Raw genomic sequence first — 16476 nt, 5'->3', positions numbered from 1 at the left:
AGTTTGCGCGAACGCGGCCGAACGATCTTAGGCGTCGACCTCATCCCATTTGGCGAGCAAATCGGCCGGGATAATATGAGCGACCTCCGAAAACCGCTTGCCGACCATGCGCTCCGATTGACGCAGCAGCACGATGACCGGGCTGCTAGGCTCGTTCTGCTCAAACCACATGCGTGTTTCCTGAATTGCCGCAAGCGCGCTCCAGCGGTCCATGCGGTCGGGTTCGGGGGGTGTCGTCTCGAAAGGTAGGTCGTATGGCGTCTCGATCGATGGCGCCGGTGCTGAGGCGGCGGCGCGCCCGGCGGCCGGCGTTTCCGCGACGGCTTCCGCTGCCGGCCGCGCGGCAGGCGCCGGCGCGCCGCCACTCTCCAACTGTGACTGTGCGAACGGCTGGAGCACCTTGATCAACATATCGAGATCAGGCGCATCGGCATCGAGCATCTGCTGGCCCCATGCGGCGATGTCCGTTGCGAGCCGCTGCGCTTCGACGAGCGCCGCCAGCACCGGATCGCGCCTGCCCCACCATTCCTTGAGCAGGCGAGCGACGGATTCCGGCGCGAGCGCCTCTTTTTGACGCGGCGTAGCGAATGATTTCTCGATGTCGCGCACTTGCAATTGCAAGCCCGCCGCCTTGGGCATGGCGATATCGCGCGCGTCGCCCAGGGCACCATCGGGGTCGGCCAGCGCCGCAATCGCGTTCGCATACATGACCGGATCGCGTTCGCCTTCGAACAACGGCACCGGATGGAGCGCCTCGCCGTAGCGTTCGAGCATGGCTTTGAGGAATGACAGGCCGTCGCGCAGCCCCGCGGCCCCGCTTTGCCGCGTTCGGCATCGCAACAGGATCACCGCGAGACGAATATCCTTCGTGCGCAACAACAGCGCGCGGCAATCGCGCTCGATTTCGGCCCAATTGGCCGACTGCGGGACATTGACGAAATCGCCGTATTGCGCCTCGGCTTTGGGCGCAATCGCCGCTTGCAGCATCACGAAGGTCGAATCGTATTCGAGATCCGGACCGCAGGCTTGATCGGCCGAGACGGGTTCGAGCAGATCTGCGTGGTGCAACGCGGCGTTTGGAGAATTGGCGTTCATAGGCAAGTGCCTCAAGGTCAGTTGCTGTACTGTTCGGGCTCGAAGACCATGCCGACGACCGGCCGGTCGTCCATTGATTCGCCCAGCCAGGTGGAATAGCCGAGCCGCTGCGAAGTATCCGCGCGGGCCGGCGGCGCAGCGCGCGGCTTGACCAGCAATTTGACTTCCCAGTCGTATTCGTGGCCGACGAAGGCCCGCACCCATTCGACGAACGTCGGCAAATCTTCGCCGTGAGGGGTGAGGCGCAGGTATTGGTCGAGATCGAGCGGCCCTACGACGAGCCGGAACTTGTGCTGCCGGTCCGGGATCATCTCGCCGAGCAGCGCGCCTTCGCCCATGATGGCGGGCGCCCCGGGAATACCGATTTTGGTATGCTCCGCATGTGCCAACGGAATCCAGTGCGGCACGAATTCCTCGACGATCATCGGTACACCAAAGTAGTTGGACAAGGCCGCGGCGATGCCATCCGGGTTTCGGGCCTCGCGCACCAGATGCGCCGCGGCGCTGAAGCGTGCGTGGGTGGGCAAGCGGGATCGAGCGGCTTCGTCGGCGTCGATGCCGATCAGGCTCGCGACATAGAACGAGAAGGTCTCTTCGTCCGGCCGATCGAGCGATGCCGTGGCTTGCGACGATGCCCACGCCCGATAAAACAGCGTCAGTGCACGGTGATGGAATAGATCGGTGAAGTTGACCAGCGTGTGATCCTGGTGGCTTTCCGTTCGGCTATAAGCCACCTCGGTCATGTGCAGCGGCAGCGGCCCCTGTGGGCCCCATAGGCCGAGCCCGAAAAGCCTGATGTCCAGGCGGCCGTTGCGGGTTGCCAGCGACGCGATTTCGCGTGGCGCGAAGGCCATCGATGGCTGCTGGCCGATACGAAACGGTTCTTCCTGCGGCAGACTTGCCGTGCCTGGCAGCGGCATGCGCTTGTCGCGCGCGGCAAGTGCGCGCAACAGGCCCAGAAAGCCGGCTTTCCACGGGGCGCGCTGATTGAACCACGCGTCGAGATCTTCCGGACGGGGGGGCGACCCGGTATCCAGGGCGGTCGCGGTCGGCGGGTTCATGCTTACACCGCTCCGCGTCCGCCCATGCGGGGTTGCCAACGTGTGATCAGGCCGCGTTGCATGGAGTGAAGTTCGGTCTCTGTGAATACGTTGATGGAGACGTGGCGGGCCAGATAGTGCTCGAGCACCAGGCCGAACAGATAGGGACTGACGCCGGAGAAGCCGGATTCGTCCACTGTCAGTTCGCAGCGCACGCCGCGTCCGTATACCAGTAATCCATGACCGGGCAGGCGCCGCACGACGGGTTCGGTGCGGGCGCCGATCAGGGCGTCGATTTGCGCGGCTTGCTCGCGCTCGCCCGGCGACACGAACAGGCGCAGCATGTTGCGCAGTGCCTGGCCGCCGTCGCCGTGATCGAGTTCGGCAAGCGGCATGTAGTTGAAGCTCAGCTGGCGTATCAGACGCCAGGCGGTTTCGCCGCCGGCATAGGGCGCGCGTGGCGCGCTTGGCGGATGCACCAGCTTGACACCCTCGATCGGCACCGCATCCGACATGATCAGATCTGTCATTCCATTGCGCGGAATCAACCGCGGCAGATCGCGGTTGGTGGCCCATGCCTCCACCGACAGATAGCGAATGTCGTCGGAGTAGGGCGCTTCCGCCTGATCGACGAGCGAGACATACACCTCGGTGCCGACATACGGCGTGCGCGTGCCGTATTTGCGTGCGTTTGTCGACAGCGTGCGCTGTTCGCGCCGCACCGAGAAATAGCGGCCGTAGTTGCCCATGTCGCTGTGCAACGTTTGATACAGCGGATTGAACGTGATTTCCGACGACGTTTTGGCCTTTTGGCCGAATACCCGCGATACGGAGAAGATTTCGTAGTCAAGCGGCCGGGTGCGATCGCCAAGCAGATGGAAATCGGTCAGCGCGCGGTTGACTTCGACACGGTCTGTACGCTTGGGGAAAAGGTTGACGACCGGCGTGCAGAACAGCAGGAAGCGCGATGCCTCGACGTGCGTGGCAAGCTCTTCCGGCAGACGGTTGAGCAATAGCACGATCTCGGCCTCTTTGCCGTCGACCCGTGAGAGCCCCTGCGCGAGTTGGGTCAACGCGAAAAAGTAAAAACGCTCGCGGCACGCAAAGTACTCGTGCAGCAGATTGTGGCCGTGAAAAACGTTCCACGGCAGCGGCAGCAGGCCTTGATTGGCCTGCAAGCCTTCGAATTCGACGGACGACCTGGCGACGACATGCCCCTCGCCGCGGGCCGCGCCGTAGGCGCGCACCACCGACGCCACGCTGCCGGCGTGGATCAGCTCGAATAGATGGGAAGCGATGCGTTCGTCGCCGCCGATGTAGATCGGCAGACGGTCAAATCCGGTCATCTGATTGAACTTCACCTCGCCAACCGTGCGCAGGCGCAGCCGCAACGCGCCGCGCAACTGCATGTGCGGCAATAAATAGCGTTCGGTGTCGGGAATATCGGGCGGGACCGCCGTCAGCTTGGCTTCGACGAGTTCGATCGGCCACAGCGTGACGTCCTGGCCGCTGCGGAACTCGCATGCCGTCTGCTCGCCAGCCGGGATCGCCGAGCGCAGCATGCTGCGACGCGGCACTTTGAAGCCTTGGCTGAAATCGCCTTCGCGCAGGCTCGGTCGCAACTGCGCCACGGCGATCGACGGCGTGGGCGCGACGTAGTTCGGGTAGACGACTTCGAGCAGCCGCTGCGTAAAGCGCGGAAATTCCGCGTCGAGCTTGATCTGCGTGCGGGCGGACATGAAGCAGAAAGCCTCGATTAGCCGCTCCACGTACGGATCGGCCACTTCGATGCCTTGCATGCCGAGCCGGCGCGCGATCTTCGGGTGCTGCGCGGCGAACTCGCCCGCCATCTCCCGCATGTAGGTCAGCTCGCGGCTGTAGTAATCGAGAAACTGTGGATCCATGTCAATTCTGCCTGCGTGAGCTAGTGTCGAGCGTAACCTTGTTCATCTCGATGTCGAACATGCTCTGAATGCGGAACTCGAGCGGATACGGCGACCATTGCATCAACCCATGGATCTCGAACATCAGCTTGTTGTAGCGCATCGGCTCTTTGCTGTTCACCGGCCGAATGCGCAGCGATTCGGGAATCAGGCGCGGTTCGAAGCGCGTGATCGCCAGCCGGATCAGCTTCACGATCGTTTCCCAGTTCCGATCGGTGAGATAGCTGCCGGACAACGCAGGGATGCCGTAGTTGATGACCGAAGCGGCTGCTTCCGGATGGCGCGACGCGTCCATCTCGTCGTCGAGATTGATCGTGTTGAGCAGCAAGCTCAAATCGCGCTGAACGATGCGGCGCATGCCCTCGGTGTCCGGGGCATACGCGTCAGGACGCTCACTGCGTTGTCGGGGCGCATCGTCCAACAGGCGATCGAGCAGCGACGGCAGGTAGGCCTGCTTGTGCCACGAATCAGGCTGCCTCATGGTCGCTCTCGTGGATGAACCGGCATTCACCGACTTCGAGCAGACCGAAGTCGCCCTGATCGGTGCTCCAGGTCTTTTGCCCCAAGGCGATCACGCCGGTGTCGCCGATGTCCGTCCAAGTCGTTTCGCGCGCCAGCTTGATGGCTGCCGCGCCCAGTTCGGAGCCAGGATAGCGAGTAGGCAGATAGCCTCTGAGAACGGTCGCATTACGCAGGATCGCGGTGACCGGGCGCCAGACCAAGTCGGTCAGCGTGGCGGCCGGAGTCAAGGTCAGCGACTTCATTTCGTCGAACGGGATCCAGCGGTAGCCGCCGGCCACTGCCATCTCGCAGATCGGCCCCAGCCGGCTGTCGCTTTCGCTCAGCCACTCGAATGCGCCCATCTGCGGGCTCTCCCCCCGGGTTGTCGGCGCGTTGTTCAGCGCGGCTTCGCGCAATGCGTCCGCTGCGGCCAGGTTGCCATCGCCCAGCTTTGCATTGGCTTGCAGCAGCGCCTCGACCCATGCGGGAAGCGGATCGATGGAGCCGGGCGTGCGCACGCCGGCAAAGACTTCCGCGCGAAACATTTCGCTTTGAATGAGGCCGCGATACAGCTGCGCGCGCGCCTCGCCTTCTGGCTCGAGGGTCGCCCACGTCTGCAGTTGCTTGAGCGCGCGCTCCCATTCGCCGTCCACGCACAGGAGCTGGAACAGCAGCCAGCGTTCGCGCGTGCTGGACGGATGCTTGCGGACGGCTTCCGTCGTGCTTTTCTTGAGGTCTTCGAAGGTTTGCGTTTGCAGCAGGTCGTGTAGCTTACGCGTGCCCGAGGCGGGCAAATCAGTGGTGATTTTCATGTTCCGAATTCAATTCTTCGGGTTGGGTGGTGTGGGGCATAGGGATATGGCTATCCACGCTGATCAAGTGATGCTCTTGGCGAGCCAGCAGTGCCGGCTGCGGGAGCGACGGGTCGGGCACGCCGCCGGGCGCGAGCAGCGCGAGAATTTCGTGCTGCTCGTCCGCTTTGAAGATCTGATCGGCGCCGAACGTATCCAGGTCTTCCAGGACTGCGTCGATGGTTTGACTGCTTCCGAGCAGATCGTCGAGCAACGAACCTTCAGCGTAGCGTTCCGATGCGTCTAACAGCGGGTCAAGCGGCGCCGTGACGATTGGGGCGTTGTCGGCCGATACCTTTTTTAGCTCGAGGGAGTAGTCGCGCTTGTGATGCAGCAGCGCTTGCCGATACTCAAACGTCAGCGCGGTCAATGGGTCCGATTCGTCGGCCTCGAGCGGCAGCTGGATGCTGCAGCCCTGTGGCCCCCCGGCAAACGCCGGAAGCGACGCGAGCTCGCCCAACGGATGATCGTGATAGCGATCGCCCAATACTGCAGGCCCGGCGAGCGCAATCAGATCGCTGAAGTCTGCGGGTTGTGCGAGCGGGACGACTGCAGTTGGTTCGGTCTCCGGAATAGCGGCGCGGCTCGCGTGTTCGACCTGATTCTCCGTCTCGAACGACGGTTCTGAGAGCGCCGGCCAGGACGGATCGACGGAGGTGTCGGAAGGGTATTCCGAAGACCACTGGAAGGACGGCTCGAGAATCGGTTCGACGGCGGCGGCCGCGGCAAAACCACGCGGCGTGCCGTCACACAGGACTGGCGAGGCGATCGCCCCATTTCCTGAGTCGACCGAGCTTTTGACGGCGGATTCCCCTACGTTTTCAGCATCACTGGCGGGCGCGAGGCGCGCTTCGGCTGTCGGCAACGGCAGCGCGTTATCGTGCAATTCGCTTTTGCCGTCGGCGTTGACCATCGATGCTCGCTCGCCGGTTATCGGCGTGAGGGTGTTTTCCAGAGGTTCGTGCTGGTGTCGTGTGTTGCTGCTTTCCGCAACCCTTCCGCTTGCGCCCAGGCAATCGAGGTTGGGCTCGCCGGCTGGCTGGCCGTACTCGAAATCGGGGACCGGCCGGCCATCGTATTGCATCGACCGAACATTAATCTTGAGCTTGCTTGCCTCGACCTGGGCATTGTTCCACTGAGCATAGTAGCCAGTCACGGTTCGACAACTCCCTTAAGGAAAGCGGAAAAGAAGGCGGCCGCCGACAACGCGGCGTGCCAGACATGCGCGCAACGGGCAAGCGTCGATCAAGAGGAGTACGCGTCAGAGTGCATCTCGATGGGATGCTACTTCTCAGTACAGTGGAGAGATATCGGAATTGTCCTAAAGATAGGGCGCTGCGGCTGCGCTATCGTTGTCGAGTTTTGTGCGGCCGGGAAACAATTCACGGAGCAGGATTTTTCGCCCCGCACCATGAACCGGACAATTTCAAGTATGGAGCATGACACCAACTGGAAATCAGTGAGCTTGCGCGTATCGGCAGACGAGCCTTCTCTGGCAGGACGCAAGTTATCGGGCTAACCAACCAGTCTGGCGGGAAATACGAACGTTATTCAATGAGGTCGCCTTTGTGGGAACGACTTCATTTGATTTCTTTGCGACCTCGTTCTGTCGTTTAAATCGCTAAGCAACTCAAAAATCAGCTAGATCATCAAGCACCCAATTACCTATCAAGTACAGTATGACCATTTCACGTCAGGCCTTGTTCGGCAAACTCGGCGCCACGCTCTTCAAGAGTATCGAATCGGCCACAGCCTTCTCAAAATTGCGTGGCAATCCCTATATCGAGCTGGTTCATTGGCTGCATCAGTTGATGCAACTGCCTGACAGTGATCTGCATCGGATTGTCAGGCATTGCGGCATTGCGCGTGAAGCGCTGGATCAAGATATGACCAGGGCGCTGGCCGCATTGCCCGCGGGCGCGAGCTCGCTCAGCGACTTCTCGCATCACATCGAGACCGCGATCGAGCGCGCGTGGGTGCTCGCGACGCTGAGCTTTGGCGACCGCCGCATTCGCGGCGCATGGCTTGCGGCCGCGCTGGTCGAAACGCCCGAGTTGCGCCGTGTGTTGCTGTCGATTTCCACGGCTTTCGCGAAGATCCCGCTGGAAGGCTTGCACGACGTGTTGCCCGCTTGGGTCGAGGGCTCGCCGGAAGCCGACGATGCGCCATACGAGCATAGCGACTTCGGAGCCGCGCTGCCGGGCGAGGCGTCCAACGCCGTGACGGCATCGGGGAAAAGCGGCGCGCCGCTCGAACAGTTCTGCGTGGACCTGACGGCGCGTGCACGCGCCGGCGAGATCGACCCGGTGGTCGGCCGCGAGCTCGAGATTCGCACGATGATCGATGTGCTGTTGCGCCGCCGGCAGAACAATCCGCTGCTGACCGGCGAAGCCGGCGTCGGCAAGACTGCCGTCGTCGAAGGGCTGGCGCTCGCGATTGCGAGCGGCGACGTTCCGCCGAAGCTCGTCGACGTTCGGCTGCTTGGTCTCGATGTGGGCGGGCTGCTCGCCGGCGCGAGCATGAAGGGGGAATTCGAGGCGCGTTTGAAATCCGTGCTGGAAGCGTCTGCGAAGTCGCCGGTTCCGGTCATTCTCTTCGTCGACGAAATTCATACGCTCATCGGCGCCGGCGGCCAGGCAGGCACCGGCGATGCAGCCAACCTCCTCAAGCCGGCGCTCGCGCGCGGGACGATCCGCACCATCGGTGCGACCACATGGGCGGAGTACAAGCGTCATATCGAAAAGGATCCGGCGCTCACACGTCGTTTCCAGGTCCTTCAGATCGCGGAGCCCGAAGAAGCGGCGGCAATCGCGATGGTTCGCGGTCTCGCGCAGACGTTCTCGAAGCACCACGGTGTCGTCGTGCTGGACGAGGCGATTCGCGCAGCGGTTACGCTGTCGCATCGCTACATTCCGTCACGCCAGCTGCCGGACAAGGCAATCAGCTTGCTGGATACCGCCTGTGCACGTGTGGCGCTTTCGCAGTACGCGCCGCCGCGCGAATTGCAGGATGTCCGCCAGCGTTTGCTGTCCGCATGCGTCGAACTGGATCTGCTCAGCAGCGAAGCCCGCATCGGCCTCGACAGCGAGAAGGCGCTAGCCGCGGTTCGCGCGCGCATCGACACGCTCGAGACCGAAGAGCAGGTGGTCGAAGCACGCTGGCGCGCACAAGTCGAAGCCACACAGGCGCTCTTGGGCGCACGCGATGCGGTCTGCGCGAACGAAGAGACGGGAACGGTCCCGGCGGAGTCGCTGTCCGGGCTGCGAGAACTCGGACACACGCTGACGGCGTTGCAAGGCGACACGCCGCTCGTGTTCCCCGAGGTGAACGAGGGCATCGTCGCTGAAATCGTTTCGGACTGGACAGGCGTTCCCGTCGGCCGCATGGTGACCGATGAAGTCGTCGCGGTTCGATCGCTGCCGGCCACGTTGGCGGCACGGGTGATCGGCCAACCCGAAGGCTTGAACCAGATCTGCGAACGCGTGCAGACTGCGCACGCGGGTCTGACCGACCCGAAGAAGCCGCTTGGCGTATTCCTGCTCGCGGGCCCCTCGGGCGTCGGCAAGACAGAAACGGCCCTGGCGCTGGCCGAGGCGCTCTACGGTGGCGAGCAGAACCTCATCACGATCAATATGAGCGAATATCAGGAGGCCCACACCGTCTCCGGTCTCAGGGGGGCACCGCCGGGATATGTCGGCTATGGTGAAGGTGGTGTACTGACCGAAGCCGTGCGTCGGCGGCCATATTCCGTCTTGCTGCTCGACGAGGTCGAAAAGGCCCATCGCGACGTCCACGAGATGTTCTTCCAGGTCTTCGATAAGGGCTACATGGAGGACGGGGACGGTCGCTACATCGATTTCCGAAACACGACGATTCTGCTGACGAGCAATGTTGGCTCGGATTTGACCGCAAGCCTATTCACGGACGAGGCGCTCGCCCCGGATAGCGAAGGCCTGCGCGCGGCGCTGACGCCTGAATTGTTGAAGGCGTTTCCGGCAGCGTTCCTCGGACGGGTTGCCGTCGTACCGTATCGGCCGCTCGCGCAGGAATCGCTTGCGCACATCGTGCGCCTGCATTTGAACCGCGTCGTAAAGCGCATGGCGGAGCATCAAGAGATCGAGCTCACCTATGACAATCGCGTCGTCGACTACATCGTGGGCCGCTGCCTCGTGCAGGAGACAGGGGCGCGCGTGCTGATCGGCTTTATTGAGCAGCATGTGTTGCCGAGACTGGCCGCGTTATGGCTCGATGCGATGTCGTCGAAGCAGTCGTTCAAGCGCGTGGTAATCGATAAGGTTGACGATGCCGCGCCTCCCGCCACTGCCCTCGTGTTTCAGACGTTGTACTGAGCGACGTCGTCGGGCTCCTGGCATCTCGTTCGGTGCTAAGCGCGGCAAGGTTGACTGACCGTCTTGCACAGCGAGATAGATAGAACGGACAATTGCACGGCCATCCATCTTGTAGACGTGGAAACGATTGATGTCAAAGTCGCCGCGAGCGATGAGGCCGCGCCGTCGCGATACTTGCGAACGTGCTTGTTAGGGTTGGTGCTCGGTGGCGGGAAATCTTCGGAATAGAAGCCGCGCAACGCGACCGCTTGCGGCAGGTCGCCGTTCGGGCAAAGCAACATCACGCCTTCGCCGATGGACGGTGCGAGCCATTCGCTCGATTCGCTGGCGTACACCGCAATCTTTTCATTGCATAGGCAGGAAAAGCCGTCACCCGCAGACTGACGAGCAATGCAGCGGTTCGAACAAGCGGGTTCATTGGTCAGCTTTTCCGTAACCCAATGTCAGTTCGGCAGCCGTGACGACGGTCATTTACGGCTGCCGTTTGGTTTTCCGGCTAGAGCGGGAGCTTGCTGTCATCCAATCGTTTCGGCGCGTGACTGCCCCAGCGGGCGCGTATCTGTTCCGGCGATTCTGGTGGCCATTTCACACCCATCTTGATGATGCGGTCACGGATTTCGATCAGTTTTTTATATGTGATTGATTGCGGGTCGCGGGCATTCGTCTCGATATCGTCCGAAAGCGCCAGAGGAAACGACATGCCGTTGATGTTGTAGGTATTGGGGTTCGCCCCGTGATCAAGCAGATAGTCAATTTGATCCAGTGCATTATTCATTAAGGCCTCGTAAAGTGGCGAATTGCGCAACGAATCACGCCTGTTCACATCGGCACCGCGGGCAATCAGCAGCTTGAGCGAGGCAAAGGTTCTCTCCATTGTCACGAAGAAAATGATGGGAGTTCCGCCTTCTGTCATGGTATTGGGATTGACGCCGACGTCGAGCAAGGTCCGCAGAAATTCGGAATGCGAACTATTAGATAACATGCGTAACGCACTGCCGAAATTCGGTACTTCATGGTTCAAGTCGGCTCCAGCTTTGACCAACACGCCCATGATTTCCAGTTGTTGTGGGTCTCGCTGAAGCGCCTCCTGAGCCGCGAAAAACAGCAGTGTCATGTCCTTACGGCCGGGCGTGTTCAGATCGGTGGCCGGCGCAAGCTGCTGCACCTGGACAAGGTCGCCGCGCTCGATCGCCTGGGCGAGTAGAAGCTGCGGACCGGAAAAGAATTCAGTGGCGGGGAATTTTTTCATGGCATACGCAGGAAAAGCCGTCACCAACAGACTGACGAGCAATGCAGCGGTTCGAATAAGCGGGTTCATTGGTCAGCCTTTCCGTAACCCAATGTCAGTTCGGCAGCCGTGACGACGGTCATTTACGGCTGCCGTTTGATTTTCGGGCTAGAGCGGGAGCTTGCTGTCATCCAGCCACTCCGGCGCGTGACTGCCCCAGCGGGCGCGTATCTGTTCCGGCGACTCTGGCGGCCATTTCACGCCCATCCTGATGATGCGGTCACGGATTTCGACTAGCTTTTTATATGTGATTGACTCTGGGGCAGAGGCATTTAGATTGACACGTCTCGATAAGGCTTGTGGAAATGATAGGCCGTTAACATTGTAGGCATTCGGGTTCGCGCCGTGGTCCAGTAAATAGTCAATCTGGTCTAGTGCGCGACCCGTCAAGGCTTCGTACAGCGCCGTATTGCGCAACGAATCGCGTCTGTTCACATCGGCCCCGCGGGCGATCAGCAGCTTGAGCGAATCAAACGTGCTTTCCATTGTTACGAAGAAAATGATTGGCCGACGCCCCTCGATCATGGTGTTAGGATCGACCCCGGCGTCAAGCAGGGCCCGCAGAAACTCAGGATGCGAACTGTTCAGTACCACGCCAAGCACGTCGCCAAAATTCGGCACCTCCTGAAGAGGATCGGCCCCGGTCTTGACGAGCACGGTGATCATTGCCAGTTGTTTCGGATCTCGCTTAAGGGCTTCCTGAACCGCGAAAAACAGTAGCGTCATGTCCTTACGGCCTGGCGCGTTGAGATCGGTGACCGGCGCAAGCTGCTGCACTTTGACAAGGTTGCCGCGCTCGATCGCCTGGGCGAGTAGAAGCTGCGGGCCGGAAAAGAAATCAGTGGCGGGGAATCTTTTCATCGCATACGCAGGAAAAGCCGTTACCAGCAGGCTGACGAGCAATGCAGCGGTTCGAATAAGCGGGTTCATTGGTCAGCTTTTCCGTAACCCAATGTCAGTTCGGCAGCCGTGGCGACGGTCATTTACGGCTGCCGTTTGGTTTTCGGGCTAGAGCGGGAGCTTGCTGTCATCCAGCCACTCCGGCGCGTGACTGCCCCAGCGGGCGCGTATCTGTCCCCGCGACTCTGGCGGCCATTTCACGCCCTTCTTGATGATGCGATCACGGATTTCGATCAGTTTTTTATATGTGACTGATTGCGGTTCACGGGCATTCGTCTCGATATCGTCCGAAAGCGCCAGAGGAAACGACACGCCGTTGATGTTGTAGGTATTGGGGTTCGCCCCATGATCGAGTAGATAGTCAATTTGATCCAGCGCATCGTACATTAACGCTTCATACAGTGGTGTATTGCGCAGCGAATCGCGCCTGTTTACATCGGCACCGCGGGCAATCAGCAGCTTGAGTGAATCAAAGGTGGTCTCCCTTGCAACAAAGAAAATGATCGGTGTGCCCTTTGATGTCGTAGTGTTTGGCTCGACCCCGGCGTCAAGCAAGGCCCGCAGAAACTCAGGATGCGAACTGTTCAGTACCACGCCAAGCACGTCGCCAAAATTCGGCACCTCCTGAAGTGGATCGGCTCCGCCCTTGACGAGCACGGTGATCATTGCCAGTTGTTTCGGATCTCGCTTAAGTGCTTCCTGAACCGCGAAAAACAGTAGTGTCATGTCCTTGCGTCCCGGTGTGTTCAGATCGGTGACCGGCGCAAGCTGCTGCACTTTGACAAGGTCGCCGCGCTCGATCGCCTGGGCGAGTAGAAGCTGCGGACCGGAAAAGAAATCAGTGGCGGGGAATCTTTTCATCGCATACGCAGGAAAAGCCGTCACCAGCAGGCTGACGAGCAATGCAGCGGTTCGAATAAGCGGGTTCATTGGTCAGCTTTTCCGTAACCCAATGTCAGTTCGGCAGCCGTGGCGACGGTCATTTAGGGCTGCCGTTTGGTTTTCCGGCTAGAGCGGGAGCTTGCTGTCATCCAGCCACTCCGGCGCGTGACTGCCCCAGCGGGCGCGTATCTGTTCCGGCGATTCTGGCGGCCATTTCACGCCCATCTTGATGATGCGATCGCGGATTTCGATCAGCTTCTTATAAGTGATTGACCCCGGGGCAGAGGCGTTTTGATCATCAATACGCCTCGATAAGGCTTGTGGAAATGATAGGCCGTTAATGTTGTAGGTACTCGGGTTCGCGCCGTGGTCCAGCAAATAGTCAATCTGGTCTAGCGCGCGATCCGTCAAGGCTTCGTACAGCGCCGTATTGTGCAACGAATCGCGTCTGTTCACATCGGCACCGCGGGCAATCATCAGCTTGAGCGAACCAAAAGTTCTGGAAGATGTGACCTCAAGAAGAATGGGGCTTTCTCCGTCAATCATGGTATTCGGCTCAACGCCGGCATCTAGCAGGATACGCAAAAAGTCCGGCGTCGGACTGTTCAAGGCTACGCCCAACACGCTGCCAAAATTCGGCACTCTTTGGAACGGATCAGCTCCGACTTCGACCAGCGCACCCATAATGTCCAGTTGCTTCGGGTCTCGCTCAAGCGCTTCCTGAAACGCGAAGAAAAGCAAGGTCATGTTCTTGCGGCCTGGCGCGTTGAGATCGGTGACCGGCGCAAGCTGCTGCACCTGGACAAGGTCGCCGCGTTCGATCGCCTGGGCGAGTAGAAGCTGCGGACCGGAAAAGAAATCAGTGGCGGGGAATTTTTTCATGGCATACGCAGGAAAAGCCTTCACCAGCAGACAGACGAGCAATGCAGCAGTTCGAATAAGCGGGTTCATTGGTCAGCCTTTCCGTAACCCAATGTCAGTTCGGCAGCCGTGACGACGGTCATTTAGGGCTGCCGTTTGGTTTTCGGGCTAGAGCGGGAGCTTGCTGTCATCCAGCCACTCCGGCGCGTGACTGCCCCAGCGGGCGCGTATCTGTTCCGGCGACTCTGGCGGCCATTTCACGCCCTTCTTGATGATGCGGTCACGGATTTTAGTCAGCTTGAGCCAGAAATCCGATCCTTCAACCTGGCGTTTCATCTGTCCTTGTAACTGCCAGGAAAAGGAAACTCCATTGATGTTATAAGTACCCGGATTTGCGCCATGATCGAGCAAATAGTTGGTGGCATCAAAGCTATAGCTAGCCATGGCGTGGACTAATGCTGTGTTACGCAGCGAGTCCCGTTTGTTAACGTCCGCCCCCCGGGAAAGCAATAACTTGAGTGACTCCAAGGTTTCCTCTGTTGTTGCAAAGAAAATGATTGGCCGACGCCCCTCGATCATGGTGTTAGGATCGACCCCGGCGTCAAGCAAGGCCCGCAGAAACTCAGGATGCGAACTGTTCAGTACCACGCCAAGCACGTCGCCAAAATTCGGCACCTCCTGAAGCGGATCGGCTCCGCCCTTGACGAGCACGGTGATCATTGCCAGTTGTTTCGGATCTCGCTGAAGCGCTTCCTGAACCGCGAAAAACAATATCGTCATGTCCTTGCGGCCCGGCGTGTTGAGATCGGTGACCGGCGCAAGCTGCTGCACCTGGACAAGGTCGCCGCGCTCGATCGCCTGGGCGAGTAGAAGCTGCGGACCGGAAAAGAAATCGGCGGCGGGGAATTTTTTCATGGCGCTGGCGGTATAGGAACTCAGTAACAGGGCGATCATTACAGTGAAGGCGGAAAGCAGTCGTCTCATGACGATACTTCCTGCAGAATGGAAATATCTTGCTGCTTCTGCTGTTCGATTCCGTCAATCACCTGGCTAATGAAGTGTCGGCTTATGGGAGAGCCTTTGCCTTCCAGCGTATGGGGTGTGCCTACGGCCTCCGGCAACGGCAGCGAGCTTTGCAGGGTCGTTAAGATTTCACCCTTCACATAATACGCATAGATCGTTGAGGGTTGCGGAGCGCCGGCATAGCGTTTCACGGTTTCTGGGTGCAGGCCAGCGGCATTGAAACTCCAGCAGTCCTTACCGCTTGCGCTTGAAGCTGCCGCACACAACCCACCACCCTGTGAGTGGCCCGCGATATCGATGGGGTTTTCGTCGCTCGTAAGCAAAGTACCAATACTAACGGCCCGCCTGTAATACTCGGATTCCATATTCAATCCCTGCGCGGCATTGTTGCTCCAGTCCTCCAGGCTGCTCATCTCGGTTCCCTTGAATGCCAGAGTTGGTTTCATGTCGTTGCCGAATACGCTCGGGTCGGGTTTGTAAAGTTGGGCGCGAAAATTCGTCCCTTCGATTTTAAAATCGAGCGGATCGAGGTGGTGCCTCTTCAACATACCGAGATCCCCACTCGCATTCCCCCACCCCTCCGGCACGGGCTTCGTCGGATCATAAATATGATCCGACAGCCGCGCCTTCTCCACCGCCATGTTATTGCGCGCCAGCCGCTCAGCGGCAGCGTTGACATGGCCAACCGGATTGCCGCGCCCCGCCGCAATCAACGCCTTACGCTCCCGCCAGCGCTGCGCCTTGGTCAGCAGCACTGCGTGCTTCGGCACAGCGCCCGGGACAGCCACCTGCACACCCGGCAACGGCTCATCGAATTGCGCCCGAAACGGCTCCCCCGACAACGGCGTCGTGCGCGCCATCGCCGGGCGCCGCCGGTATACCGCGTCCAGCTGCCACCGCAATGCCGCGCCGATTTGCGATCTTTCCCCCTCGAGATTGACCTGCCAGCGGCCACCGTCCGGCAGCGCGGGATCGTCCACCCAGTCAACCAGCCCTTTGCCCATGGTGAAACGTGATGAACGCAGCACGACCCAGCGGCCCCGCTCAATCTCATGGCGTAATGCTTCGAGCTGGTTATGATGAATCAGGCCATGAGCCGGTGCATCACGCCAGCGCCACGGGCCGAGCACGTCGTCCATGAATTCCGCAAGCTGAGAGCCGCTCACGTGATGCGGCTCGTAAGGGATGTTCATGTGGCCCAATCCCGCGCTGGCTTTCGACTCTATCGTGCCCCACGCGAACAGTGGGTGGAGGACCCAGGGCGCCTGCTCCAGCCTCAGCTCCCCCATGCGCAACAATGCAGGAGTCTCGTAGGCATCCATCAGCAAACCTCGGCGGGCGTGGCCGGAATCGCGGGCGTTCGACCTTTTCCCCCCGCTCATCGGGCACCCCGCCGGCAAGACGGGAGGGCGACATGGCGTCGAAACGGCCGGGCTTCAGCGAGCCGGATCGTGAACGGGTGTGTCGTGCGTTGTTTTGCGTTGTTCGGCGTGCACATCCTCTCTCGTTCTCCTGTGATTGAACACCTCGGGGAACACAGCGTGGCCGAGAGGTTGTCAAGGAGATATAGGATTAAGCCTAAATGTGATTAGGTGTTCCTGGTAAATCTGTCTGGATTCGGCTAACCTGGCGGCCTCTTGAAACCGGGGTAGCGGATGAAGTGCGTGGTAGAACTGAGCGAAGTCGAGGAAATCGCATTGCAGCAGCTTTCGATCAATCACAGGCACGGGGATGCACGCACGC

15 protein-coding genes are annotated in these 16476 nt (G+C 60.2%); 2 read left to right on the top strand and 13 right to left on the bottom strand.

Annotated features, from left to right (window positions below; translation table 11 throughout):
• Positions 1-27: 27 nt before the first annotated feature.
• From AC3WOG_RS34955 to AC3WOG_RS34930, 6 genes are read right to left on the bottom strand one after another with little or no spacing between them, the layout of a single operon-like run.
• On the bottom strand, positions 28-1095 hold the full coding sequence (locus AC3WOG_RS34955) for a type VI secretion system protein TssA (RefSeq protein WP_492582273.1): 1068 nt from the start codon (positions 1093-1095) through the stop codon (positions 28-30).
• Between the two features lie 17 nt (positions 1096-1112).
• The gene (gene tssG / locus AC3WOG_RS34950; protein WP_492582272.1) at positions 1113-2156 is read right to left on the bottom strand and encodes a type VI secretion system baseplate subunit TssG; all 1044 of its coding nucleotides are present in this window, start codon (positions 2154-2156) and stop codon (positions 1113-1115) included.
• Positions 2157-2158: 2 nt separating this feature from the next.
• Positions 2159-4039 (bottom strand): type VI secretion system baseplate subunit TssF, encoded by a 1881-nt coding sequence (gene tssF / locus AC3WOG_RS34945; RefSeq protein WP_492582271.1) that lies wholly within the window; start codon positions 4037-4039, stop codon positions 2159-2161.
• Position 4040: 1 nt separating this feature from the next.
• Positions 4041-4559 (bottom strand): type VI secretion system baseplate subunit TssE, encoded by a 519-nt coding sequence (gene tssE / locus AC3WOG_RS34940; protein ID WP_492582270.1) that lies wholly within the window; start codon positions 4557-4559, stop codon positions 4041-4043.
• Entirely contained in the window at positions 4546-5391 is an 846-nt protein-coding gene (locus AC3WOG_RS34935; RefSeq protein WP_492582269.1) for a type VI secretion system accessory protein TagJ, read from the bottom strand. Before AC3WOG_RS34935 ends, tssE begins: the two co-directional genes overlap by 14 nt.
• Positions 5375-6343, bottom strand: coding sequence for a TagK domain-containing protein (locus AC3WOG_RS34930; RefSeq protein WP_492582268.1), 969 nt, complete (start codon positions 6341-6343; stop codon positions 5375-5377). The genes AC3WOG_RS34935 and AC3WOG_RS34930 overlap by 17 nt, the downstream gene beginning before the upstream one ends.
• On the opposite strand from AC3WOG_RS34930, the gene AC3WOG_RS34925 reads away from it, so the two are divergent.
• Both AC3WOG_RS34925 and tssH read left to right on the top strand, forming a co-directional pair.
• Positions 6311-6949 carry a hypothetical protein gene (locus AC3WOG_RS34925; RefSeq protein ID WP_492582267.1) on the top strand — a complete coding sequence of 213 codons (639 nt, stop codon included), beginning with the start codon at positions 6311-6313 and terminating at the stop codon, positions 6947-6949. The genes AC3WOG_RS34930 and AC3WOG_RS34925 overlap by 33 nt on opposite strands.
• 160 nt (positions 6950-7109) lie before the next feature.
• On the top strand, positions 7110-9779 hold the full coding sequence (gene tssH / locus AC3WOG_RS34920; protein ID WP_492582266.1) for a type VI secretion system ATPase TssH: 2670 nt from the start codon (positions 7110-7112) through the stop codon (positions 9777-9779).
• A gap of 35 nt (positions 9780-9814) precedes the next feature.
• Here the strand turns inward: tssH and AC3WOG_RS34915 are convergent, their stop codons facing one another.
• The 7 genes from AC3WOG_RS34915 to AC3WOG_RS34885 form a co-directional block, all read right to left on the bottom strand.
• A complete protein-coding gene (locus AC3WOG_RS34915) occupies positions 9815-10114 on the bottom strand; it encodes a phage baseplate assembly protein V (protein ID WP_492582265.1) in 300 nt (99 codons plus the stop codon).
• Between the two features lie 161 nt (positions 10115-10275).
• Complete coding sequence (locus tag AC3WOG_RS34910; protein WP_492582264.1) at positions 10276-11097, bottom strand: ankyrin repeat domain-containing protein; 822 nt, start codon at positions 11095-11097, stop codon at positions 10276-10278.
• 78 nt (positions 11098-11175) lie between these two features.
• Entirely contained in the window at positions 11176-11997 is an 822-nt protein-coding gene (locus tag AC3WOG_RS34905) for an ankyrin repeat domain-containing protein (protein ID WP_492582263.1), read from the bottom strand.
• 78 nt (positions 11998-12075) lie between these two features.
• Positions 12076-12897: an ankyrin repeat domain-containing protein gene (locus AC3WOG_RS34900; protein ID WP_492582262.1), complete on the bottom strand. Its 822-nt coding sequence runs from the start codon at positions 12895-12897 to the stop codon at positions 12076-12078.
• A 78-nt stretch (positions 12898-12975) separates the two neighbouring features.
• Positions 12976-13800 (bottom strand): ankyrin repeat domain-containing protein, encoded by an 825-nt coding sequence (locus tag AC3WOG_RS34895; protein WP_492582261.1) that lies wholly within the window; start codon positions 13798-13800, stop codon positions 12976-12978.
• A 78-nt stretch (positions 13801-13878) separates the two neighbouring features.
• Entirely contained in the window at positions 13879-14694 is an 816-nt protein-coding gene (locus AC3WOG_RS34890) for an ankyrin repeat domain-containing protein (RefSeq protein ID WP_492582260.1), read from the bottom strand.
• Positions 14691-16055, bottom strand: coding sequence for a Tle-like phospholipase domain-containing protein (locus tag AC3WOG_RS34885; RefSeq protein WP_492582259.1), 1365 nt, complete (start codon positions 16053-16055; stop codon positions 14691-14693). Before AC3WOG_RS34885 ends, AC3WOG_RS34890 begins: the two co-directional genes overlap by 4 nt.
• Positions 16056-16476: the final 421 nt, after the last annotated feature.

It is taken from the genome of Paraburkholderia sp. FW306-02-B, from assembly GCF_058782725.1.
Note: the sequence above shows the minus strand (reverse complement) of the source record. Positions and strands in the feature narration are given on the sequence as shown.

Bases quoted from the DNA above. Each gene is read 5' to 3' on its own strand.
- AC3WOG_RS34910 (WP_492582264.1), bottom strand. From the start codon at position 11,097: ATGAACCCGCTTATTCGAACCGCTGCATTGCTCGTCAGTCTGTTGGTG.
- AC3WOG_RS34900 (WP_492582262.1), bottom strand. From the start codon at position 12,897: ATGAACCCGCTTATTCGAACCGCTGCATTGCTCGTCAGCCTGCTGGTG.
- AC3WOG_RS34930 (WP_492582268.1), bottom strand. From the start codon at position 6,343: ATGGTCAACGCCGACGGCAAAAGCGAATTGCACGATAACGCGCTGCCG.
- AC3WOG_RS34895 (WP_492582261.1), bottom strand. From the start codon at position 13,800: ATGAACCCGCTTATTCGAACTGCTGCATTGCTCGTCTGTCTGCTGGTG.
- AC3WOG_RS34905 (WP_492582263.1), bottom strand. From the start codon at position 11,997: ATGAACCCGCTTATTCGAACCGCTGCATTGCTCGTCAGCCTGCTGGTA.
- AC3WOG_RS34885 (WP_492582259.1), bottom strand. From the start codon at position 16,055: ATGGATGCCTACGAGACTCCTGCATTGTTGCGCATGGGGGAGCTGAGG.
- tssE (WP_492582270.1), bottom strand. From the start codon at position 4,559: ATGAGGCAGCCTGATTCGTGGCACAAGCAGGCCTACCTGCCGTCGCTG.
- tssF (WP_492582271.1), bottom strand. From the start codon at position 4,039: ATGGATCCACAGTTTCTCGATTACTACAGCCGCGAGCTGACCTACATG.
- AC3WOG_RS34935 (WP_492582269.1), bottom strand. From the start codon at position 5,391: ATGAAAATCACCACTGATTTGCCCGCCTCGGGCACGCGTAAGCTACAC.
- tssH (WP_492582266.1), top strand. From the start codon at position 7,110: ATGACCATTTCACGTCAGGCCTTGTTCGGCAAACTCGGCGCCACGCTC.
- AC3WOG_RS34890 (WP_492582260.1), bottom strand. From the start codon at position 14,694: ATGAGACGACTGCTTTCCGCCTTCACTGTAATGATCGCCCTGTTACTG.
- AC3WOG_RS34955 (WP_492582273.1), bottom strand. From the start codon at position 1,095: ATGAACGCCAATTCTCCAAACGCCGCGTTGCACCACGCAGATCTGCTC.
- tssG (WP_492582272.1), bottom strand. From the start codon at position 2,156: ATGAACCCGCCGACCGCGACCGCCCTGGATACCGGGTCGCCCCCCCGT.